Source organism: Pseudomonas sp. SLBN-26 (genome assembly GCF_006715895.1).
In the GTDB taxonomy this organism is placed as follows: Bacteria; Pseudomonadota; Gammaproteobacteria; order Pseudomonadales; family Pseudomonadaceae; genus Metapseudomonas; species Metapseudomonas otitidis.
Window position 1 is genome coordinate 2,137,628 of the sequence record NZ_VFOB01000001.1, and the last position, 22,595, is coordinate 2,160,222.

Genomic DNA, 22,595 nt, shown 5'->3' on the forward strand with positions numbered 1-22,595 from the left:
GCCTCGCGGCCCAACGGCCCGCGCTTCCACAAGAAGCCGGGCCGTCCGGTTCCCGGCCTTGCGCCGGGCACCTTCCCAGCCGGCGGCCAGTCCCGCCACCCGCCCCCAGGGCACGAGAGCGACGCCACAAGCGTCGCTCTTTTTTTGCCTGGCGCTCCGGCAGCCTTGGACTCGCCGCTGCAGCCGATCAGGTACGGAAGCGCCGCACCAGCTGGTTCAGCTCGTTGCTGAGGTCGGTGAGGTTGTGGGCATCGCCGCGGGTGGACTCGGCGAGGTTGGCCACCAGTTGCGCATCGCCGTGGATCTGGCTGATGTGGCGGTTGATGTCCTCGGCCACCTGGTGCTGCTCTTCGGCGGCGGTGGCGATCTGGGTGTTCATGTCGCGGATCACGTCCACCGACTCGCGGATCAGCTCGAAGCTCGCCCGTGCCTGGTTGATCGACACCACCGTTTCCTGGGAGACCTCCAGGCTGGCATGCATCTGCTTGCCCATCTGGTGGGTGCGGCGGGCCAGGTTGCCCAGCAGCGTGTCGATCTCGCTGGTGGAATCGGCGGTGCGCTTGGCCAGGGCCCGCACTTCGTCGGCCACCACGGCAAAGCCCCGGCCCTGCTCGCCGGCACGGGCCGCCTCGATGGCAGCGTTGAGCGCCAGCAGGTTGGTCTGCTCGGCAATCGAGCTGATGGTGCCGAGGATGGACTGGATGTCGTTGCTGTCCTGCTCCAGTTGCTGCATGGCCTCGGCGGACTGGCCGATCTCGCGGCTCAGGCGGTCGACATTCGTCACCGCTTCGTCGATCTGCCGCTGGCCGTCGTGGGCCTGGCGCTGGCCGCTGTCGGCGGAGTCGGCGGCCTGGCTGCAGGAGCGCGCCACTTCGTTGGAGGTGGCGACCATCTCGTGGAAGGCCGTGGAGACCATGTCCACCGCCTCGCGCTGGCGGCTGGCGACCTCGGCCAGGTCCTGGGCGGTCTCGGTGGAGCGCCCGGAGGTGCTGTGGATCTCCCCGGCGGCATCGCCGATACGGCGGATCAGGGTGCGGATGGCTTCGAGGAACTGGTTGAACCACCCCGCCAGCTGCGCGGTTTCGTCCTGGCCGCGCACGTCCAGGCGCGCCGTGAGGTCGCCTTCACCCTGGGCGATGCCTTCCAGGCCGCTGGCCACACCACGGATCGGCTTGACGATGAGCCCGGCGGAGAAGCCGCCGACCAGCGCGAACAGGCCGCCGCAGGCCAGGGCGATGAGCGCGATCACCCAGCTCAGGCGGGTGGCCGAGGCCATCACCTCGTCCTCGCGGATCACCCCGATGAAGCGCCAGCCCAGCGCGTCGGACGTCCAGACGTTGGCCATGTAGCGCTCTCCGCCCAGCACCACCTCTTCCAGGCCGGTGCCGGCCTTGGCCAGTTGCGCATAGCCCTCGCCCAGGTCGCTGAGGTTCTTGAAGTTGTGCTCCGGTGCGTTGGGGTCCACCAGCACCTTGTCGTTGCCTTCCAGCAGCATCAGGTAGCCGCTCTCGCCCAGGCGGATCTGCTTGACCAGGTCGGTCAGCTGCTTGAGCGACACGTCGATGTTCACCACGCCGCCCGGGTTGCCCAGTTGGTTGGCGAAGCTGCGCACGGTGCTCACCAGCACAACGTCGTCCGCCGCCCAGTAGTAGGCGGAGGTGCGCAGCGTCCTGCCCGGCTGGGCCATGGCGGCCTGGTACCAGGGGCGGGTGCGCGGGTCGTAGCTGGCGAGCTTGGGGTCACCGGGCCAGAACACGTAGCCACCCTGCTGGGTGCCGAGGGACAGGTAGGCATAGGCCGGGTGGGACTTGGCCAGGCCGTTGAACAGCTCGAACACCTGCTCGTCCTGGGGGCCGGTGGGCAGGTCCGCTGCGTTGGCGGCGATGTACTGCTTGAGGCTGCCATCCACCGCCTGCAGGCGTGGATGGGTGGCCAGGTAGTCGACGTTCTGGCTGATGCCCTCGAAGAACAGCTTCATGGCGTTCTCCACCTGGCGGATTTCGCGGCCGCTGCTGTCGAGGAAGTCCTCGCGCGCCTCCCCGCGCAGGTTGAGGACGATCAGCACCGCCACGAGGACGACCGGCACGCTGGCGATGGCGGCAAAGGCCATCGTGAGTTTTTGTTTTATGTTCATCTCGCTCGGATTCCTTGAGGCCGACAGATTGTGTTTGCGGATATTCCATATTATGGTATACCAATATCACAACAGCCGACCAGCGGTATCCCGAGCGGATCCGGTGGCCTGAACATCCCGGCAATGCCCGCTGCAGGCGGGTCATCGCATCGGCCAACAACAAAAAGCCCGAGGTAAGCGAAATGAAATTCTCCCTCTTCGTACACATGGAGCGTTGGGACGAGAGCATCAGCCACCGCCAGCTGTTCGAAGACCTGACCGAACTGACGCTGATGGCCGAGGCCGGCGGCTTCAGCACCGTCTGGATCGGCGAGCACCACTCGATGGAGTACACCATCTCCCCCAGCCCGATGCCGACCCTGGCCTACCTCGCGGCCCGCACCACCACCATCCGCCTGGGCGCCGGCACCATCATCGCGCCGTTCTGGAACCCGGTCCGCGCGGCCGGTGAATGCGCCCTGCTGGACGTGATCAGCAACGGCCGCATGGAAGTGGGCCTGGCCCGTGGCGCCTACCAGTTCGAGTTCGACCGCCTCGCCAACGGCATGCCAGCCACCGACGGTGGCCAGCACCTGCGCGAAATGGTCCCGGCGGTGAAGGCCCTGTGGCAGGGCGACTACGCCCACGACGGCGAGATCTGGAAGTTCCCCACCTCCACCTCCTCCCCGCGTCCGATCCAGCAGCCCTACCCGCCGATGTGGATCGCCGCCCGCGACCCGGACTCCCACAACTTCGCAGTGAAGAACGGCTGCAACGTGATGGTCACCCCGCTGATGAAGGGTGACGAGGAAGTGGTGGACCTGAAGAACAAGTTCGAGGCCGCCCTGGCCAACAACCCGGAGGTGCCGCGCCCGCAACTGATGGTGCTGCGCCACACCCACGTGCACAGCGTGGACGACCCGGAAGGCTGGAAGCTCGGCGCCGCCGCCATCTCGCGTTTCTACCGCACCTTCGACGCCTGGTTCGGCAACAAGCAGACCCCGGTCAACGGCATCCTGCCGCCCAGCCCGGAAGAGAAGTTCAAGGACCGCCCCGAATTCGAGCTGGAGAACATCCGCAAGAACACCATGATCGGCACCCCGGACGAGATCATCGCGCGCATCCGCTACTACCAGGAGCTGGGCGTGGACGAGTTCAGCTTCTGGTGCGACAACAGCCTGCCCCACGCCGAGAAGAAGAAGTCCCTGGACCTGTTCATCAAGCACGTGGTGCCCGCGTTCCGCTGATCCCCCGCTCTCCCTTCTGACTCGCCATGCCGATCGAGCGTCCAGGCATGGCGGGTCGTTTTGCATTCCCCCGCCCATTCACGGGCCCTCCCCCGTCACCCGCCCCCTCGCTGAACGCGAACTCAGCCCTCCGCCCACGCAGCACCTGGCCATGCCCTGCGCGGCCATGACGGGCGGCAAGCACGCGCGTTCAGGGCGCGATCAGCTCGATGAAGGCCCGCGACAGCGGTGAGCGCTCGTCATCCCGGCGTACCAGCCACACGGCGGTAGTGGCGCCGGCGTCCAGCAGCGGCCGGTAGACCACGCCATCGAAGTGCATGCGGGTGAAAGACGCCGGCAGCACCGAGACCCCGAGCCCCGCCGCCACCAGCCCGATCAGCGTCAGTGCGCTGTGGGATTCCTGGGTGATGCGCAGGCTGAAGCCGGCCTCGTGGGCCAGGGCGATCACCTGGTCGTAGAGGCCGGTGCCGGCATTGCGCGGGAAGTATACGAAGGGTTCGGCTGCCAGCTCCGCCAGGTGCAGTCCGGCGCTTTCGCCTGCCAGCCGGTGCTGGGCGGGCAGCACCGCCACCAGCGGCTCGCGGAACAGCTCCACCGCCACCAAAGACTCCGGCAACGGCAGCGGGCGGATCAGCCCCACCTGGATGCGCCCGTTGAGCAGCGCGTCGGCCACCTCCCGGCTGTTCAGCTCGTGCAGTTCCAGCTGCACCTCGGGGAAGGCCTGGCGAAAGCGCAGGATGGCGCCAGGAATCACCGAAGTGAACGGCGCCGAGGAGGTGAACCCCAGCTTCAACTGGCCCAATTCACCGCGCTGGGCACGGCGCGCCACCTCGGCCGCCTGGTCCACCTGGGCGAGTATCTGGCGCGCCTCGTCGAGGAACAGCCGACCGGCCTCGGTGAGGGCCACGCGGCGATTGGTGCGCTCGAACAGTCGCGCCCCCAGCTCTTCCTCCAGGGCCTGGATCTGCTGGCTCAGCGGTGGCTGGGATATGCCCAGCAGCTCCGCCGCGCGACCGAAATGGAGTTCGTCGGCGACGGCAATGAAGTAACGCAGGTGGCGGAGTTCCATGGCGGCGATTGATAGGTTTCAGATATCAAAGATGTCGAACAATATATTGGAAACGCGTATTGGGCACCGATAGGCTTTTCACCGTCCCCCAGAGCCCGCCAGCAGCGGGCCACGGCCCCCACGGGCCGACTGCCTGATTCGCGTGATGAGGTCCCCGATGAGCCACCCCGAGCGCCAGACCGCCACCGGCGCGCCCGCCGAACCGCCCACCCATATCGAGAAAGGCAGCGCCGCCTTCCTGCGCACCAACCTGGCGCTGTTCTGCGGCGGCTTCGCCACCTTCGCCCTGCTCTACTGCGTGCAACCGATGATGCCGGTGCTGGCCCAGGCCTTCGCCATCAGCGCTGCCCAGGCCAGCCTGGTGCTGTCGGTGTCCACCCTGGCGCTGGCAGTGGGCCTGCTGTTCACCGGTTCGCTGTCCGACGCCTTGGGGCGCAAGCGGGTAATGGGCGTTTCGCTGCTCTGCGCGGCCCTGTTCACCCTCGCCAGCGCCGCCATGACCCGCTGGGAGCTGGTGCTGCTGATGCGCGTGCTGGTGGGGCTCTCCCTCAGCGGCCTGACTGCCGTGGCCATGACCTACCTGAGCGAGGAGATCCACCCGGCCCACACCGGCCTGGCGGTGGGCCTGTACATCGGCGGCAACGCCATCGGCGGGATGTGCGGCCGCCTGGTGGCCGGGGTGATGGTGGACTACCTGTCCTGGCACTGGGTGCTGGCCTGCATCGGCCTGCTGGCGCTGCTCGCCGGCCTGGTGTTCTGGCGCCTGCTGCCGGAGTCCCGGCACTTCCGGCCCCGGCCGATCACCCTGGGCAACCTGGCCGGCGGCTTCGCCCTGCACCTGCGCGATGCCCGGCTGCCGGTGCTGTTCGTCGAGGCCTTCCTGCTGATGGGCAGCCTGGTGACCTTCTTCAACTACATCGGCTTCCACCTGCTGCAGGCGCCCTACCACCTCAGCCAGGCGGCGGTGGGCATGCTCTCGGTGGTGTACCTCTCCGGCACCTACAGCTCGGCCATGGCCGGCTCCCTGGCCGACCGGGTGGGCCGGCAGAAAGTGCTGTGGGTGATGATCCTGCTGATGCTCGTCGGCTTCGGCCTCACCCTGCTGGCGCCGCTGCCGCTGATCCTGCTGGGCATGCTGCTGTTCACCTTCGGCTTCTTCGGCGCCCACTCGGTGGCCAGCAGCTGGGTCGGCCGCCGTGCCACCCAGGCGCGGGGCCAGGCGGCGTCGCTTTACCAGGCCTTCTACTACACCGGCTCCGGCGTGGCCGGCACCCTCGGCGGGCTGTTCTGGCACCAGGCCGGTTGGCACGGCATCGGCCTGTTCGTCGGCGGCATGCTGGTGCTGGCCCTGGTACTGGCCATCGGCCTGGCCCGGCGCCCCCTGGGCGAAGCGGGAACCTGCCCGGGAGGCCCGCGCTGAGCCCGACGCCTGGCTGGCGGAATGCCCGGCACCTGCTTTAGTAAGGAGCTGTAGGCAACATCGCACCAGGGAGGGCACGTGGAAGACCAATACAAGGCCGAACAGGAACGCATCGACTGGCGCCGCGAGACGCTCGGCATCGACACCCCGGCGGAACCGTGCCGCCGCCCCTGGGCCCTGGCCCTCTCCGGCGGCGGCATCCGCAGCGCCACCTTCTGCTTCGGCGTGCTCCAGGCCCTGGCCCGCGCGCCCTACACCCCCGCCAACCGCCCCCTCGGCAGTACCGGCGACGCCCCCGCCGAGCGCCTGCTGCCGCGTTTCGACTACCTCTCCACCGTGAGCGGCGGCGGCTACATGGGCTCGTTCTTCTCCAGCCTGTTCCAGCCCGGGCGCCTGCGCCCCAGCACGGGCACCGAGCAGGCCCAGGCACGCCAGGCGGCCGAGGACGCCTACCGGGTGCTGAGCTACCAGCCGCCGGGGCGCATCCACTCCTCCACCAACTACCGCGCGGCCCCGGTCGGCGCCGGGCCCACCGCCTGGCTGCGGGAGAACGGCCGCTACCTGACGCCCACCGGCGCCGGTGACCTGCTCTACGCCCTGGCGATGACCTGGCGCAACTGGGTGGCCGTGCACCTGGTGATCGGGCTGCCGATCCTGCTGGTCACCGCGCTGCTGGCCCTGACCCAGGGCGTGGCCTGTTCGCGCTGGAACCTGTTCTGCGACCACCTCCTGGCCATTCCCCTGGGCATCGCCCTGTTGGCCGTGGCCCCGCTGATGCTGGCGTACTGGCTGATCTACTCGCGCAAGACCCAGGACGAACCGCCCGCGCTGCTCAACTGGGCCACCGGCAGCGCCCTGGCGATGGCCGCGGCGCTGGGCTGGCTCACCTGCAAGGTGCCCGACACAGCGGACTGGCTGCCGGTGCCCGCCCGCGACCTGCTCTGGATAGTGGTCACGGTGCTCGGTCTGGGGCTGGCCTGGTGCGCCGCGCTGGTGGCGTCCCAACGCCTGAAGCAGCGCCCCGACGACGGTGGGCTGGACGCCGACAACGTGCGCAACTACCGGGTCAACGTCACCCGGGCGCTGAGCACGGCGATCACCTGGGCGGCTGTCGCCCTGGTGCTGGTCCTGGTGCACCAGTTGACCTTCGAGCTGTACACGGTGCTGGCCCGGCACTGGCAGGGCAGCCTCACCTTCAGCGTGCTGCCGGTGCTGATCTGGCTGGTGCGCCACCTGGCCCGCAGCCGTGACGAGAAACCCGCCCCTGGCCTGCTGAAGAAACTGCCCCTGGACGCCCTGGCGCTGGTCGCCGGCCTGGTCCTGCTGCTGGCCGTGACCCTGGCCTGGGGCCTGCTGGCCCACTGGTTCGCCTGGAACGGCCGGGTGCCGGGCGCCCACGCGGGTGATGCGCAGCTCTTCCGCTTCGGCCTGCTGGCGGTCATCGCCCTGGTGATGGCGGTGGTCACCGGGCAGTTCATCGGCTTCATCAACCTCTCCAGCCTCCAGGCGTTCTACGCCGCCCGCCTGACCCGCGCCTACCTGGGCGCCTCCAACGGCCAGCGCTTCGACGTCTCCTGCGCCCAGAGTCGCCGACGCATGAGCGTGGCGCAGACCCTCTCGCGGGACGACATTCCCCTGAAGGACTACTACGGCAAACGCACCGCCGGCCCGCTGCACCTGATCAACGTCACCATGAACCTCACCGTGGACCCGGCCGAGCAACTGGTGCAGCGCGACCGCAAGGGCAAGCCGCTGTGCGTGGCGCCCTACCGCTACACCCCCGGCGGCGAGCAGGACCAGGTCACCAGCTTCATCCTCGACGGCCAGCGCAAGTCCCGGCAGCCGCCCAATGGCCGCGGCGAGATCAACCAGCCGCTGAGCCTCGGCCAGTGGGTGGCCACCTCCGGCGCCGCCGCCAGCACCGGCCTCGGCCGCCAGACCAGCCTGGGCCTCTCGCTGCTGCTGGGGCTGGCCAATGTGCGCCTGGGCACCTGGTGGCAGAGCAACTTCGTCGGCCGCGCCAAGCCGCTGTCGCGGATCGGCGAGGCGTCGTCCCACTGGTTGCCGACCCAGACCTACCTGTTCTACGAACTCACCGCGCGCTTCCACGGCCATCGCCGCGACAAGCTCTACCTCACCGACGGCGGCCACTTCGAGAACACCGCCACCTACGAGCTGCTGCGCCCCGCCCGCGACATCGAACTGGTGGTGATGTGCGACTGCGGCTGCGACCCGGAGTACCGCTTCGACGACCTGGCCAACCTGGTGCGGCTGTCGCGCATCGACCACGACCTGGAGATCGAGGAAGACTCCGGCGTGCTGCGCCACCCGCTGCTGTCCCAGGTGTTCGGCAGCACCCAGTCCCTGCGCGCCGCCACCGAACCGAGCGACCGCCGCTGCGCCGTGCTGCTCAACGTCTTCCACACCCCGGACCGGGAGAACCCCGACATCCCGCGCCGCCTCACCAGCCGCATCCTGCTGATCAAGCCCCGGCTGATCGAGGGCGTGCCCACCGACGTGCTCAACTACGTGCGCGCCAACCCGGACTTCCCCAACCAGACCACCGGCGACCAGTTCTTCGACGAAGCCCAGTTCGAGAGCTACCGCCAACTGGGCCTGAGCATCGGGCAACTGCTGTTCGGTGACGGCCAGCGCCCCAACAACATCGCCCACGCCCTGTCGCGCTACCTGGCCAAGCCGGTGCTGGAGGATGCCGCCGGGGAGTGAACGCACATGCCGGGACGGTTCCTTGTGAGCCGTCCGACGGGTTGCGTCATGGCGCATTGACAGCCCGGTCGATTTGCGCAAAATCCGCGCCTTGCCATCAGGGAAGACGCCGCTTTGAACGCCATCCAGCACGCCGCCAGTGAACTCCGCTCGGCCATTCGCACCGCCACCACCGGCCTCGTCGGCCGTGAGCAACTCGCTGAACTCATCATCCTCGCCGCCGTGGCCCAGGAGCACCTGCTGGTGGTCGGCCCGCCCGGCACGGCAAAAAGCGCCGTGGTGCGCCGGGTGGCCCAGGTGCTGGGCGGCCGCTACTTCGAGTACCTGCTCGGGCGCTTCACCGAGCCCAGCGAGCTGTTCGGCCCGGTGGACCTGCGCAAGCTGCGCGAGGGCACGGTGGAAACCGATGTCAGCGGCATGCTGCCGGAAGCCGACGTGGCCTTCCTCGACGAGGTGTTCCTCGGCTCCACCGCCATCCTCAACACCCTGCTCGGCGTGCTCAACGAACGGCGCTTCCGCCGTGGCCACACCGAGCTGCGCTGCCCGCTGCGGGTCTGCGTCGGCGCGGCCAACGGCCTGCCGGAAGACGAGGCCCTGGCGGCCTTCGCCGACCGCTTCCTGCTGCACCTGTTCGTCGACACTGTGCCGGACCACCAACTGGAAGCCATGCTCGCCGGCGGCTGGAAGGCCGAGCAGCTACCCGTGCTGGACGCGCACCACCTGGGCCACCTGGACACGCTCTGCGGCGCCCTGCGCCAGGTCGACCTTGACAGCGTGCGCCCGGCCCTGGCCGACGCCATCCGCCGCCTGCGCCAGGCCGGCATCCCGCTTTCCGACCGGCGTATCGTCAAATCGCAACGGCTGATCGCCGCCGCCTCACTGCTTGGCGGCCGCCAACAGGCCAGCGAGGCGGACCTCTGGCCGCTGCTCTACGCCCTGCCCACCCAGGCCATGCAGCAACAGGCCCGCGAGGTCCTGCGCGAGCTGTTCGCCCAGGCCAGCAACGACAACCTCTTCAGCGCGGTGGAAGAAGCCACCCTGCAACCGCTGTCGCGAGCCAGCCGCCTGGCCGAAGAAGCCCGCGCCTGCCTGGACGAGGCCGAGGGGGCGAACCCGGAAGCGGTGCTGCGGGAGATCGACGCCAACTTCCTCGCTGACGCCCTGCCGCCGGAACTGGCCGAGCTGCGCGAGCGCCTGGTCGCCCGCCTCGCCACCCCCGCATGAGCGCCCTGAAACAGGCCTGGCGCTGGCAACCCCGCGTCCAGGCCCTGGAACCCCGTGCTGCCGTGGCCTGGGGCGAAGCCTCCCGGCGCCTGCACGCGCGCCTGCTGGCCCTGCCCGCCGGGCAACTGGCGGGCCTGCAGGCCACCGCCGCCGATGACCTGCTGGTGGTGATCGGGGAAGGCGACGCCCTGCCCTGGGTGGATGGCATCGACTACGCCGCCCCCTGTGAAGTCGCCCCTGAACTCTGGCTGCCAACCCGGCTGTGCCCCGATGCGCCACTGGACCTGCTCGCCCGCGCCCTCACCAAGCGCCACGGCCGCACCCCGCTGCTGCTCTGGCCCGCGCCGGCCAGGACGGTGCCGCTGGACCGCCAGCTGCCGCTTTCCGAAGGTCACCTGGCGCGCATTGCCGAACATTGGGCAGCCCCATGAGCCTGCTGCTACCCGACGCCCTGGCCCACTGGGGTCAGCCTCTGCAGGAACTGGACAGCGAGCTGGCCGAAGCCCTGGCCGACATCGCGCAACGCCTGCACAACCTGGTGGGGCCGGTTCAGCGCCGGCAGAGCGGTGAGCTGAAGGAGCCGGACGGCCTGGGCGACCTGCAACGTCGCGGCCCCTATGAGCGCCTGCTACCCAGCGAGTGGTTGCTGGCCGACGCATTTCCCGACGAGTTCCTGCGGCGCGCCGCCAGCGGCGAGCACCTGTTCCTCGCCTCCGAGGCACGCGCCTGCCAGGGCAACCGCACGATCATTGCCCTGTTCGATGCCGGCCCCCGGCAACTGGGCGCCCCACGGCTGGCCCACATTGCGATGCTGATCCTCTTGGCGCGCCGTGCCCAGGCCGTGGGTGGCGAGTTGCGCTGGGGCATCCTCCAGCAACCCGGCTGGATCGATGGCGTGCGCGGCGCAGTTGACTTCGCCCGCCTGCTCGAAGCCCGGCGCTGGCAAGCCGCCGAGCCCGATGACTGGCGCGCCTGGAGCGACCTGCGCAACGCGCTGCCCGCAACGCCGGACGAATGCTGGCTGATTGGCGCCCAGGCCACGGATGACGGTTTCAGCCACCGCCTGCACCTGTCCACCAGTCTGGATGGCGAAGCGCTGGAGGCCGAGCTGCACCTGGGCAACAGCCGACGTGCCCTGAGCCTGCCCTTGCCGAGCCCGGCCATCGGCAGGCGCCTGCTTTCAGGGCAGTTCGCCCTCGCCAGGCAGGTGCCTGCCGGGCACGCCGAGCCCTTGAACGTGGAGCGTGTGGCATTGACCTTGCCACCGATCATTTCGCGCTCCGGGCAGATGGTGGCGTTGGCGCTGCTCGATCAGCCCGGCGTACTGGTGTTCAAGCTGCCGGCCCTGGGGAGCAAGAAGAAACCCAGGACCCGCCGGCTCCTCTGGAGCACGGGGGAGCAGCCGCTGGCCCTCGCGTTCACCGGGCGGAGCCTGGCCGGCGTGATGGATGCCGGCCCCAACCTGCGCTTCTGGCAGTTGTCGCCCTTGAGTACCGCCACACGCCCGCCACAGGAGGTACTGAGCGCTCCGCCAGGGACCGCCAGGTTGCTGCCCCTCGCCCTGGTGGACAGCATCCATGACGGCGAACGCCTCTACCTGCTGGATGCCCAGGGGCGACTGCTGCACTGGCACCACCAGAAAGGCCTCCCCCGCAGCCAGGAGCCGCTTCTGGAACGCGTCGAAGACGATGTGCTCGCCATGAGCCACCTCGACGATGGCCGCCTCTATTACCTGCACAAGCGTGACCAGCGCTTCATCCTCCAGGAGGTGCTGTCGGGACACCGCGTGAGCACGCCCCTGCGCCTTGGCGAGGTGGGTGAGGCCAGCAAGGCCTTCATGGCCCGGTTCAGCACCACCAGCACCCACCCGGCATGCGCCCTGCGACTGAGCGCAACGCCCCAGGAGCGCTGGCGGCTGTGTCGCCCCAAGGATCGGCAAGGCGGCGCTGCAGAGAACTGGACACTCGACGTGCCGCCGGGCTGGAGTGCCCAGGGCCTGGTAGCCGACCCCGACGCCAGAGGGTTGCTGCTGGTGCTGATGTCCGGCGATCGCAAGCGCCTTGCCCTGTATGACGGCACTGCGCTCCGGAGCATCGTCGAAACACCCGATGCCATTGCGCGGCTGAGTGTCTGTGCCAGCAGCGGCCTGCTGGCGATCCTCAGTCAGGCTCGCGAGCTGGTGCTCTATTGCACCCGGCACCACGTCGTGCGCCTGCGGGCCTCCTGCACCCGGGCAGATGACCAGGGAGGCACGCCATGAGTGCACCGGATACCCGCGTTCGTCAGCCCTCGCTCAAGGGGCGCCGACCGGTCGCAGGCCTGTGGCTGCCTGCCGACTGGCTGGCGGTCGAGGTCCGTGCGGCGCTGTTGCTGCGCCATTGGCGGGCCGGCTCGGCAGCCTGGCGCTTCCCCGAGGGCGACCTGTTGCGCTTCAACGCGACCGTTGTGCAGGACTGTGACGCGCTGGAGGGCTGGCCGCTGCTGGCCCTGGAGACCGGTGGCCTGTGCTCGGCCGAGCTGACACAGGAAGAGCAGGCAACCCTGCCGGCCGCCGATCTCTGGCTGGTACAGGGTGGCCGCGTCGCCGCGCTGGACCTGCATCAGGCCGAACGCCTGGCGCTGGAGGACTGCCTCGATCTCGACGGCCACCCCTGGCAGGACACCCATGACTGCCGGGACGCGCTACCGCCACTGGTGGTCGAGGAGCTGCCACCCGCCAAGGACATCCACACCATCCTCCAGGGCAAGGTGAAACCACCCAGCCCGCAACGCGAGGCCTTCCTCCAGTCACTGGCGAAGCAACCCCCGGCGCGTGCGTCGGGCAAGCGGGCGCCTGCGCAGGCAACATCCGGAGGCGCCGGCAAGGGCCTGCTCATCTGGATCGTGCTGTTCGCCGTGGTGATCCTGGGTAACCACCTGCCAGAAGCCGTGCACCTGGCCCAGGACGCCGTGTCGCCCTCGGCCAGCACGGCTCCGCTGGCCCAGGACTCCGACGATCCATCCGGCCCCGGGGCGCTCCTGTTCGTGGCCGCCCTGCTGATCGTCATCACCCTGCTGCTCATCGGCGCCTTGCGCCGGTTCTTCTCCGGCACGCCCCAGCACTGGACGGCAGCCCCCAGGCCGGTCGCCAGTGCGCGCGCCCTTCCTCCCCGCAGGAGCCAAGCGCCGGCCACCCCGAGCCGCTGGCGTCGCCTGCTCACCAGCCTGGCCATCACTTCCCGTTTCAGTGCACTGCTCAACCGCCGCCAGAGTGCCTACCTGCGGCGCATGCTCAACCTGTTCGAGAAGGGCGACATCGACGAGGCCCTGCGCCATGCACTGCCCCTCGGGGGTGAACAGAGCAGCCTGGGCCAGGCATTCGGCACGCCGGACCGCCGCGACGACCTGTCCCTGGGACGCCCCTCGGGCCCCGGGGCCTCCATCTCCCTGGGCGAGGACCTGGAAGCCCACCTGCGCAAGGTCTATCGCCAGCACTTCGAGAAACTCGACCGAGCGGGGCGCATCGACGAAGCAGTGTTCATCCTCGCCGAGCTGCTCAAGGTGCGGCAGGAGGCGCTGGACTACCTGGAGCGCCACCAACGCTTCCGCCAGGCCGCCGAGCTGGCACTGGCCTGGGACATGTCGGCCGACTGGATCGTGCGCCTCTTCTGCCTGGCCGACGACTGGAAGACGGCCCTGCAGGTGGCACGCCGTGACGACGCCTTCGTCAGCGCGGTGCAGATGCTGCAGACCAAGTGGCCGCAAGTGGCCGACCGCCTGCGCCTGGAGTGGGCCGAGATGCTGGTAGCACGCGGCGACTGGCTGAAGGCGGTGGACGTGGCCTGGTCCCTGCCCGAGGCCCGGGAGCGGGCGGTGCAATGGCTGAGTCAAGCCGAAGCGGCGGGTGGCAGCCTGGGCACCGAGGCCCTGGTGACCCGCGCCGCCCTGCTGCCGGACACCCTGGAGGCCTACGCCGCCCCCCTGCGTGCGCTGCGCGACGACCCGGCACGTTTCCGGGATCGCCAGGCCCTGGCCCGCGCCCTGCTGTGGGTCGGCACCAAGAACCGGCACACGCGGGACAACCGCTCACTGGCCCTCCTGGCCAGGATGGTGCTGCCCGCCTTGCTGGATGACCACGCCACCCAACGCGCGCACCTGTCCAGGTCCGAGCTGGACAGCCTGCTCAAGCTCAGCCGGGACACGCTGCTGCAGGCCGACCTGCCGTCCCGCGGGTTTCCCAAGGGGCGTGCCACCCCCTTGCAGCGCGCCACCTCGCCGCTGCATTGGCAGGCGCCCCCCGCCGGGCAGCAGGCGATTCTCGACGCGGTGGCCCTGGAGGACCAACGCACACTGGTGGCCCTCGGGGAAGCCGGAGCCCAGGTGCTGGATGCCCACGGGCGCGCAGTATTCAGCTTCGCCGAACCGGCACACCGCCTGGTCATCGCGCACAACCGGCGTGTTGCCCTGGCCATGGCACGCCGCGACCAGGTCTGGCGCATCACCAAACTGGACCTGGTCAGGCGCACGGCACGGGACCTGGGTGTACTGGAGCTGCACGCCCACTCACCGGTCTTCGACGGCATCAGCTGGGCCGTCACCCTGCGGGACAGCGTTCGTGTCGTGGACGTCGACCGCTCGTTCGCCGTGCTCTGGCATGTCAGCGACCTCAATGGCGACATCCGCCTCTTCCACCACACCGAACACTTCGAGCAATGGCTGGTGTCCGGCGCAGACGGATCGCTCGTACTCTGGCGCTACGCCCTGCCCTCGCGACGCCTGGCCGAGCGCAGGCCCGTGGACGCCCCCCTGGAGCGCCAACTCATCACCCCCAACCCCCTGGGCGGGTTGCTGACCTTCACCTGCCAGGACGGCACCACCGGCACGATGAGCCTGACGATGGAAAGCACCGGTGGGCGATACGACATCCCCCTGCCCGATATAACGCCGGAGCAGGTGGCGGTGCCGGACCTGGAGGTGCTCCCGGAGTGGCTGCTGATCGGCCTCGCGCCCCAGGGCAACACCCGGCAGTGGCGCCTGGTGAGCCAGCAGTCGCTGCAGACCTGCGCCGTGCTGGACTGGCAGGCGGACGCCCCGCTGCAGGTGCGCGCCCAGGCACACGACTGGCGTCTGTTCGACCAGACGGGACGCCTGCTGCGCCTGGACACCCTGACCAGCGAACTCCGCGAGCTGCGCGGGTAAGCGGCCGCGCGGCGGTTGCCGCCGCGCTTCAGAACCTGTCCAGCTTCGGCAGCCACACGCGGATCAGCGAGAACAGCCGCTCCAGGTCGATGGGCTTGGCCAGGTAGTCGCTGGCACCGGCCCCCATGCACTGCTCCTGGTCGTCCTTCATCGCCTTGGCGGTGACGGCGATGATCGGCAGCCGGCTCCAGCGCGGGTCCTGGCGGATGCGCCGGGTGGCTTCGAAGCCGTCCATGACCGGCATCATCACGTCCATCAGTACCAGGTCGATCTGCGGGTTCTCCTCCAGCTTCTGCAGGGCTTCCTGCCCATTGCGGGCGGTCACCACCTGGGCGCCCTTCTCGTCCAGGGCGCTGATGAGGGCGAAGATGTTGCGCACGTCGTCGTCCACCACCAGCACGGTGCGCTCCTCGAACACGCGGTCGCGGTTGCGCGCGCTCTGCAACATGCGCTGGCGGTCGCTGGAGAGGGAGGACTCGACCTTGTGCAGGAAAAGGGTGACCTCGTCGAGCAGGCGCTCGGGGGAACAGGCGCCCTTGATGATGATGGAGCGGGAGTGGCGCAGCAGTTCCTCCTCCTCGCGCGGGCTGAGCTGGCGGGCGGTGTAGACGATCACCGGGGGGAAGTTGCCGAGCGCCTCGGCGGCCATGCGCTCCAGCAGTTCGTTGCCGCGCATGTCCGGCAGGGCGAGGTCGATGATCATGCAGTCGAACGTGCCGCCACGCAGGTGCTCCAGGGCCTCGGCGCCACTGGCGACGGCGCTGACCTGGATGTCTTCGTCGCTCACCAACTGGGCGATGCTGTCGCGCTGGCTGGCGTCGCCCTCCACCACCAGGACGTGCTTGACCTTCTGGGTGAGCTTGTCCTCCAGGCGGGCGAAGACTTCGCGCAGTTGGTCGCGGGTGGCAGGCTTGCGTGCGTGGCCGATGGCCCCCAGCTGCAGCGCCGGACCGGTACGGTCGTCGACGGAGAGCACGTGCACAGGCAGGTGCCGAGTGACGGGGTCTTCCTTGAGCGTCTGCAGCACGGCGAGGCCGGACTCGTCCGGCAGGCGCATGTCCAGCAGCACGGCATCGGGCCCCTGCTCCCGTGCCAGACGCAGGCCTTCCTCGGCGTTGCCGGCCACCAGGCAGCGGTGGCCCAGTTCGTGGGCAAGCTCGTAGAGGTCACGGGCGAACTTCGGGTCGTTCTCGATCACCAGCACGCAGTGGCGCGCATCGACGGGCCGCTGGCGGTCGTCCTGAAGGCCACTGGCGGACGCCGCGGGCGCGACAGCCCGCACACCTTCGGCGGGCTGAACCTGGGCGATGGACGGCAGCGGCTCCCCGGCAAGGCAGTTGCTGGGCAGCCAGAGGGTGAAACAGCTGCCGCACCCGGGCTGGCTCTGCACGGTGATGCTGCCACCGAGCATTTCCGCGAGGTTGCGGGAGATGGACAGGCCGAGGCCGGTGCCGCCGAAGCGTCGGTTGGTGGTGCCGTCCACCTGGCGGAAGGGCTCGAAGATGATGCCCATCTGCTCGTCGCTGATGCCGATGCCGGAGTCGCTGACCTCGAAGGCGATGCCGCCGCTGGCGGCGCGGACCTTGAGGCCGATGCGACCGCTGGCAGTGAACTTGACGGCGTTGGACAGCAGGTTGCGCAGGATCTGCCCGGCTCGCTGGCCGTCGGTGTAGAGCCGTGCCGGGGCGCCGGGCTCGACCTGCACGTCGAACGCCAGCCCCTTGTCATCCGCCTGGGGCTGGAACAGAGCGCGCAGCCCGTCCACCAGTTGCGCAACGTCGGTGTCCTCGGGGTGCACTTCCAGGCGGCCGGCCTCCACCTTGGAGATGTCGAGGATGTCGCTGATCAGCCGCAGCAACTCGTTGCCGGACTTGTTGATCAGCTCGGCGTAATGCACCTGCTGCGGGTCGAGGTTGCCCTTGCGATTCTCTGCCAGCAGCTTGGAGAGGATCAGCGAGCTGTTCAGCGGGGTGCGCAGCTCGTGGGACATGTTGGCGAGGAACTCGGACTTGTAGCGGCTGGCCCGCTGCAGCTCCTCGGCACGCGCCTCCAGCTCGCGCCGGGCCTGGTCGAGGGCGTGGTTGCGCTCGTCCAGCAGGTCGCGCTGGTCTTCCAGGCGGCGGGTCTTCTCGCTCAACTGCTCGTTGGTCTGCTCCAGTTCGGCCTGCTGGGTCTCCAGGTTGGCCTGGGAGTCGCGGATCACCCGGGCCTGGTCTTCCAGTTCCTCGTTGGCGACACGCAGCTCCTCCTGCTGCACCTGCAGCTCTTCGTTGAGCTGCTGGGTCTCGGTGAGCATGTCGTGCAGACGCTGGCGGTAGCGGGCCGCCTCGATGGAGGTCCCTAGGCTCTCGGCAACGGCTTCGAGCAGTTGCCGGTCGCGGGGTGACAGGGGCCGCAGGAGGGCCAGTTCCAGCACGCCGTTGACCTGCCCATCGCTTCGGGTCGGCGACAGGATCACCGTCAGCGGATCGGTATCGCCCAACCCGGAGTTGACCCGCAGGTAGGACGGGGGAAGCCCCTCCATGACCCGCGGCTCGCGGGACCGCAGCACCTGACCGAGCAGGCTGGCGCCGTCCTCGAAGACCTGGTCGCGGGCCTGCTGCCCGGGTGCGAAGCCATAGTCGGCCACGCGCCGCAGCCGCCCTTCGCCCTCGCGCACATAGAGGGCACCCACGGCGACCTCCAGGTAACCGGCGAGAAAATCCAGCACGGCGCGACCGATCAGTGCCGGGGTCTGCTGGCCGATCAGTTGTTCGGCCAGTTGCGACTGCCCTTCCCGCAGCCAGGCCTGGGCCTGCAACTGCTCGGTGAAGCGTGACTGCTGGTCGAGGATGCGGTTGTAGTTGGTCGAGAGGCCGATCAACTCGCGCCGGCCGAAGATCGCCAGCGCTCCGCTGCCGCCCAGTTGCATGACCACCAGCAAGCCGATGATCAGCACCACCGCCCGGTTGGCCCGCTCGCTGCGCTCGTGGCGCAGCTGCTCTTCGGTGGCAACCAGGGCCACGAAGCCCTGACGCACCTCGTCCATCTGCCGTTTGCCCTGCTTTTCGCGAATGAAGGCACTGGTGTCCTGGTTGGCGCGCCGCGCGTCGATCACAGCCTCGGTCATCTTCAGCCAGCGCACCTGGGCGGCCTCGATGCGCGCCAGACGCTCGCTCTGGACGGGGTTGTCGTGGATCAGATCACGCAGCGCCTGCAGCCCGGCCAGCAGACGCGGGGCCGTTTCCCGGTAGCCTTCGAGGAACTCTTCCTCCCCGGACAGCAGGAACCCCCTGAAGCTGGACTCGCACTCCACCGACTGGCGCAGGCTCTCGTTGCTGCGGGCGATCACCTGGTCGGTGTGCTCCACCCAATTGAGCACGTACAACAGGTAGCCGATCAGCCCGACGAACAGCACCACGCCCAGGACGCCAACGCCCAGGGGCAATGCCACGTTGCGGGTGAGAATGCGGCGGAAACTGTCTGCATCGATGCTGAAAGACGTGCTGTTCATCGGCCTTCCCTGCTGAACGGTAAAGCGGAACTCCCCGCACAAGGGCACATCCCGAGGCCTTGCACTGGGGTCGGATACGGCGTAGGCACCCAAGAAAGACTGTAGACAGTCGTAGGCAAAATGCCTGCATGTGCGTCACCAAGCCCTACAGGCTCTGAATCCCCTTGGAGTGAGAACCGCTCGTCAATCCGCCGCTTTTTATCCCGGGGGCGGTTTTGTCAGAATGGCGCGCGCATTTCATGGCGCCTCGCCATCATCAAGGAAGAAGGCTTTTATGCAGGAAAGCTCCCCCCACGAGCCGGGACAAGCGCTCGACACTGGGCTTGCGTGCCTGGTGATGCTGGCCCGTTTCCACAACGTGGCCGCCTCCCCCGAACAACTCGCCCACGAATTCGCCGAAGACGGCCGCCACTTCGCCAAGGCCGAGATGCTCCTGGCCGCCAAGAAGCTCGGCCTCAAGGCACGCCCGGCGCGCAGCACCCTCAAGCGGCTGGAGCACACGCCGCTGCCGGCGATTGCCGCCGACCGGGAGGGCCGCTTCTTCATCATCGCGCGGCTGGACGACGGCAAGGCGCTGATCCACGACCCACGCGCCCAGCGCCCGGAGGTGCTGGAGTTCGACGCCCTGGAGGCCCGCTGGAACGGTGAGCTGCTGCTGATCCGCTCCCAGGCGTCGCTGGCCGGCGACCTGGCCAAGTTCGACTTCACCTGGTTCATCCCGGCCATCGTCAAGTACCGCAAGCTGCTGGGCGAGGTGCTGCTGGTGTCCTTCGTGCTGCAGATCTTCGCGCTGCTGACGCCGCTGTTCTTCCAGGTGGTGATGGACAAGGTGCTGGTGCACCGGGGCCTGTCCACCCTGGACGTGATCGCCCTGGGCCTGCTGGGGATCATGCTCTTCGAGTCGCTGCTCTCGGGCCTGCGCAGCTATGTGTTCGCCCACACTGCCAGCCGCATCGACGTGGAGCTGGGCTCCCGGCTGTTCCGCCACCTGGTGACGCTGCCGCTGGCCTACTTCCAGGCGCGCCGGGTGGGCGACTCGGTGGCGCGGGTGCGGGAGCTGGAGAACATCCGCAGCTTCCTCACCGGCAACGCCATCACGTTGATCCTCGATGTGCTGTTCTCGGTGGTGTTCATCGCGGTGATGTTCTTCTACAGCGGCTGGCTGACGCTGGTGGTGGTGCTGTCGCTGCCGCTGTACTTCCTCATCTCCCTGTTCATCACACCGCTGCTGCGGGCGCGGCTGAACGAGAGCTTCACGCGCGGGGCGGAGAACCAGGCCTTCCTGGTGGAGACCGTCAACGGCATCGACACCCTCAAGGCGATGGCGGTGGAGCCGCAGATCAACCGCAAGTGGGACAACCAGCTGGCCGGCTACGTGGCGGCCAGCTTCCGCACCCAGACGCTGTCCACCCTGGCCAACGAGGGCGTCGGCCTGGTGGGCAAGCTGGTGACGGTGGCGACCCTGTGGCTGGGCGCGCGCCTGGTGATCGACGGCGATCTGAGCGTCGGCCAGTTGATCGCCTTCAATATGCTGGCCGGCCGGGTGTCGCAGCCGATCATGCGCCTGGCCCAGCTGTGGACCAACTTCCAGCAGACCGGCGTCTCGGTGCAGCGCCTGGGGGACATCCTCAACACCCGCACCGAGCTGTCCCAGGCCACCCGCAGCGCGCTGCCGCCACTGCGTGGCCATGTGGAGTTCGACCAGGTTCACTTCCGCTACCGCCCGGACGGTTCGGAGATCCTGCGTGGGGTGAGCCTGACCATCCAGCCGGGCGAGGTGATCGGCATCGTCGGCCGCTCCGGCTCGGGCAAGAGCACCCTCACCCGCCTGCTGCAACGCCTCTACACGCCGGAGCGCGGCCGGGTGATGGTGGACGGCATGGACCTGGCCCTGGCGGACGTGTCGTCCCTGCGCCGGCAAATCGGCGTCGTGCTGCAGGACAACATGCTGTTCGCCCGCAGCATCCGCGAGAACATCGCCCTCACCGACCCCGGCGCGCCCATCGAGGCGGTGATGCAGGCCGCCAAGCTGGCCGGCGCCCACGAGTTCATCCTCGAACTGCCCGAGGGCTACGACACGGTGGTGGGCGAGCACGGTGCCTCGCTCTCCGGCGGCCAACGCCAGCGCGTGGCCATCGCCCGGGCACTGATGGGCAACCCGCGCATCCTCATCTTCGACGAGGCCACCAGCGCCCTGGACTACGAGTCCGAGCGGGTGATCCAGCAGAACATGCGCGCCATCTGCCAGGGGCGCACGGTGATCATCATCGCCCACCGTCTTTCGGCCGTTCGCGATGCCAACCGCATCGTGGTGATGGACCGCGGGCAGATCGTCGAACAGGGCACCCACGCCGAACTGCTGGCCCACCAGGCCGGCCACTACTCGCGCCTGCACCGCCTGCAACAGGGGTGATCCCCTGATGAACCCCATTCCAGCCAGCCCCCTCTCCCACCGGGAGAGGCCCGGGGTGAGCGCAACCTCACCCGCAAGGAAGCCCACGCCATGAGCGCACGCCGTGAACTGATCAACCGCTACCGCACCGTCTGGCGCCACGCCTGGCGCAACCGCAAGGCCATGGACGCGCCCGCGCGCCTGAGCCACGAGGTGCAATTCCTCCCCGCCGCCCTGGCCCTGCAGGAGCAGCCGCCGCACCCGGCGCCACGCATCATCCAGTGGCTGATCATCGCCTTCGCCGTGCTGGCGCTGGTGTGGGCCTGCATCGGCGAGATCGACGTGGTGGCCACCGCCACCGGCAAGATCGTCCCCAGCGGCAAGACCAAGGTCATCCAGCCCAGCGAGGTAGCGGTGGTCAAGGCCATCCACGTCTACGACGGGCAGAAGGTGAAGGCCGGCGACCTGCTGGTGGACCTGGACGCGCAGATCACCGGTGCCGACGTCGACCGCCTGAAGAGCGACCTGCTCGCCGCCCAGGTGGACAGCGCCCGCGCCCGCGCTCTGCTCGACGCCATCCAGGACGGTGGCGAGCCCACCTCCCTCGCCGCGCTGATACCCGAGGCCAGCCCCGAACAGCAACTGGCCGCCCAGCGCTGGCTGCAGGGCCAGTACCTGGAGCTGCGCAGCACCCTCGACCAGGCCGACGCCGAGATCGAACAGCGTGTGGCCGAGATCCAGGCCGCCAAGGCCTGGGTGGCCAAGCTGGAGGAGTCCCTACCCATCACCCGCCAGCTCTCCGCCGACTACAAGCGCCTGCTGGACAAGGCCTACGTGGCCAAGCACGCCTACCTGGAAAAGGAGCAGGCACGCCTCGACCAGGAGCGCGAGCTGGCCATCCAGCAGGCCCGCGTGATCGAACTCACCGCCGCCCGCAGCGCCGCCGAACGCCAGCGCAACACCGTGCTGGCCCAGACCCGCCGCGCCATGCTCGACCTGCAGCACGAGTCCGAACAACGTGCCGCCGGCCTCGTCCAGGAGCTGAAGAAGGCCGAACAGCGCGACCGCCTGATGCGCCTCACCGCCCCGGTGGACGGCACCGTGCAGCAACTGGCCATCCACACCAACGGCGGCGTGGTCACCGAGGCCCAGCCGCTGATGGTCATCGTCCCCAGTGACCAACCGGTGGAAGTGGAAGCCATGCTGGAGAACAAGGACATCGGCTTCGTCCACCCCGGCCAGGAAGTCGAGATCAAGGTGGAAACCTTCACCTTCACCAAATACGGCGTGGTGCACGGCAAGGTCGTCAGCATCTCCAACGACGCCATCGACGACGAAAAACGCGGCCTGGTCTACAGCACCCGCATCCAGCTGGAGGAGAACAGCATCCAGGTCGGCGACAAACGCGTGGAACTCTCCCCCGGCATGGCCGTACGGGCGGAAGTTAAAACGGACAAGCGGAAGGTGATCGACTACTTCCTGAGTCCGTTGAAGGAATATCAGGATGAGAGTTTGGGGGAGCGGTAAGAGCCACATTAATTCGAGCCACTGACGCGCTGAAAAGCGCTCATACAGCTCAGATTGAAAGCCAGCATGGATCGATATTTATCGTACTCCCGCTGCTGGCACTGACGTTATGGCTACCTGCCTATCAGCCGCTTTTCTATGCGGCATACCTCTCCAGCACTAATTCAACAACCGTGTTGCACGCAAACCTGCAACCGCTCTTCAA

Annotated in this window: 12 protein-coding genes; 9 read left to right on the top strand and 3 right to left on the bottom strand. The window is 68.7% G+C overall.

Annotated elements, in window-relative coordinates; translation table 11 throughout:
• Positions 1-187: 187 nt before the first annotated feature.
• The gene (locus tag FBY21_RS09855; protein ID WP_044412705.1) at positions 188-2,134 is read right to left on the bottom strand and encodes a methyl-accepting chemotaxis protein; all 1,947 of its coding nucleotides are present in this window, start codon (positions 2,132-2,134) and stop codon (positions 188-190) included.
• Positions 2,135-2,316: 182 nt separating this feature from the next.
• Here FBY21_RS09855 and FBY21_RS09860 point away from each other — a divergent pair, with 182 nt between their 5' ends.
• A complete protein-coding gene (locus FBY21_RS09860; protein WP_044412709.1) occupies positions 2,317-3,360 on the top strand; it encodes an LLM class flavin-dependent oxidoreductase in 1,044 nt (347 codons plus the stop codon).
• A gap of 190 nt (positions 3,361-3,550) precedes the next feature.
• On the opposite strand, the gene FBY21_RS09865 is transcribed toward FBY21_RS09860, so the two are convergent.
• The gene (locus FBY21_RS09865; RefSeq protein ID WP_044412756.1) at positions 3,551-4,429 is read right to left on the bottom strand and encodes a LysR family transcriptional regulator; all 879 of its coding nucleotides are present in this window, start codon (positions 4,427-4,429) and stop codon (positions 3,551-3,553) included.
• 157 nt (positions 4,430-4,586) lie between these two features.
• Between FBY21_RS09865 and FBY21_RS09870 the strand changes: the two genes are divergently transcribed.
• The 6 genes from FBY21_RS09870 (at position 4,587) to FBY21_RS09895 (ending at position 14,978) form a co-directional block, all read left to right on the top strand.
• Positions 4,587-5,849, top strand: coding sequence for an MFS transporter (locus tag FBY21_RS09870; RefSeq protein WP_044412758.1), 1,263 nt, complete (start codon positions 4,587-4,589; stop codon positions 5,847-5,849).
• 78 nt (positions 5,850-5,927) lie between these two features.
• Positions 5,928-8,576: a patatin-like phospholipase family protein gene (locus tag FBY21_RS09875; protein WP_142010699.1), complete on the top strand. Its 2,649-nt coding sequence runs from the start codon at positions 5,928-5,930 to the stop codon at positions 8,574-8,576.
• A 114-nt stretch (positions 8,577-8,690) separates the two neighbouring features.
• Positions 8,691-9,800 (top strand): AAA family ATPase, encoded by a 1,110-nt coding sequence (locus tag FBY21_RS09880; protein WP_142010702.1) that lies wholly within the window; start codon positions 8,691-8,693, stop codon positions 9,798-9,800.
• Positions 9,797-10,231, top strand: coding sequence for a hypothetical protein (locus tag FBY21_RS09885; protein WP_142010705.1), 435 nt, complete (start codon positions 9,797-9,799; stop codon positions 10,229-10,231). Before FBY21_RS09880 ends, FBY21_RS09885 begins: the two co-directional genes overlap by 4 nt.
• The gene (locus FBY21_RS09890) at positions 10,228-12,060 is read left to right on the top strand and encodes a hypothetical protein (protein WP_142010707.1); all 1,833 of its coding nucleotides are present in this window, start codon (positions 10,228-10,230) and stop codon (positions 12,058-12,060) included. Before FBY21_RS09885 ends, FBY21_RS09890 begins: the two co-directional genes overlap by 4 nt.
• A complete protein-coding gene (locus FBY21_RS09895) occupies positions 12,057-14,978 on the top strand; it encodes a bpX6 domain-containing protein (RefSeq protein WP_142010709.1) in 2,922 nt (973 codons plus the stop codon). Before FBY21_RS09890 ends, FBY21_RS09895 begins: the two co-directional genes overlap by 4 nt.
• A 28-nt stretch (positions 14,979-15,006) precedes the next feature.
• On the opposite strand, the gene FBY21_RS09900 is transcribed toward FBY21_RS09895, so the two are convergent.
• Positions 15,007-18,471, bottom strand: coding sequence for a response regulator (locus FBY21_RS09900; RefSeq protein ID WP_142010712.1), 3,465 nt, complete (start codon positions 18,469-18,471; stop codon positions 15,007-15,009).
• Positions 18,472-18,745: 274 nt separating this feature from the next.
• Here FBY21_RS09900 and FBY21_RS09905 point away from each other — a divergent pair, with 274 nt between their 5' ends.
• Both FBY21_RS09905 and FBY21_RS09910 read left to right on the top strand, forming a co-directional pair.
• The gene (locus tag FBY21_RS09905) at positions 18,746-20,884 is read left to right on the top strand and encodes a type I secretion system permease/ATPase (protein WP_142010714.1); all 2,139 of its coding nucleotides are present in this window, start codon (positions 18,746-18,748) and stop codon (positions 20,882-20,884) included.
• A gap of 90 nt (positions 20,885-20,974) precedes the next feature.
• Complete coding sequence (locus FBY21_RS09910) at positions 20,975-22,390, top strand: HlyD family type I secretion periplasmic adaptor subunit (RefSeq protein ID WP_142010717.1); 1,416 nt, start codon at positions 20,975-20,977, stop codon at positions 22,388-22,390.
• Positions 22,391-22,595 lie beyond the last annotated feature (205 nt).

What these genes read in the sequence shown, in the direction of transcription:
- FBY21_RS09890 (WP_142010707.1), top strand. Translation starts at nt 10,228, where the DNA reads ATGAGCCTGCTGCTACCCGACGCCCTGGCCCACTGGGGTCAGCCTCTG.
- FBY21_RS09870 (WP_044412758.1), top strand. Translation starts at nt 4,587, where the DNA reads ATGAGCCACCCCGAGCGCCAGACCGCCACCGGCGCGCCCGCCGAACCG.
- FBY21_RS09865 (WP_044412756.1), bottom strand. Translation starts at nt 4,429, where the DNA reads ATGGAACTCCGCCACCTGCGTTACTTCATTGCCGTCGCCGACGAACTC.
- FBY21_RS09855 (WP_044412705.1), bottom strand. Translation starts at nt 2,134, where the DNA reads ATGAACATAAAACAAAAACTCACGATGGCCTTTGCCGCCATCGCCAGC.
- FBY21_RS09905 (WP_142010714.1), top strand. Translation starts at nt 18,746, where the DNA reads ATGCAGGAAAGCTCCCCCCACGAGCCGGGACAAGCGCTCGACACTGGG.
- FBY21_RS09885 (WP_142010705.1), top strand. Translation starts at nt 9,797, where the DNA reads ATGAGCGCCCTGAAACAGGCCTGGCGCTGGCAACCCCGCGTCCAGGCC.
- FBY21_RS09895 (WP_142010709.1), top strand. Translation starts at nt 12,057, where the DNA reads ATGAGTGCACCGGATACCCGCGTTCGTCAGCCCTCGCTCAAGGGGCGC.
- FBY21_RS09910 (WP_142010717.1), top strand. Translation starts at nt 20,975, where the DNA reads ATGAGCGCACGCCGTGAACTGATCAACCGCTACCGCACCGTCTGGCGC.
- FBY21_RS09900 (WP_142010712.1), bottom strand. Translation starts at nt 18,471, where the DNA reads ATGAACAGCACGTCTTTCAGCATCGATGCAGACAGTTTCCGCCGCATT.
- FBY21_RS09860 (WP_044412709.1), top strand. Translation starts at nt 2,317, where the DNA reads ATGAAATTCTCCCTCTTCGTACACATGGAGCGTTGGGACGAGAGCATC.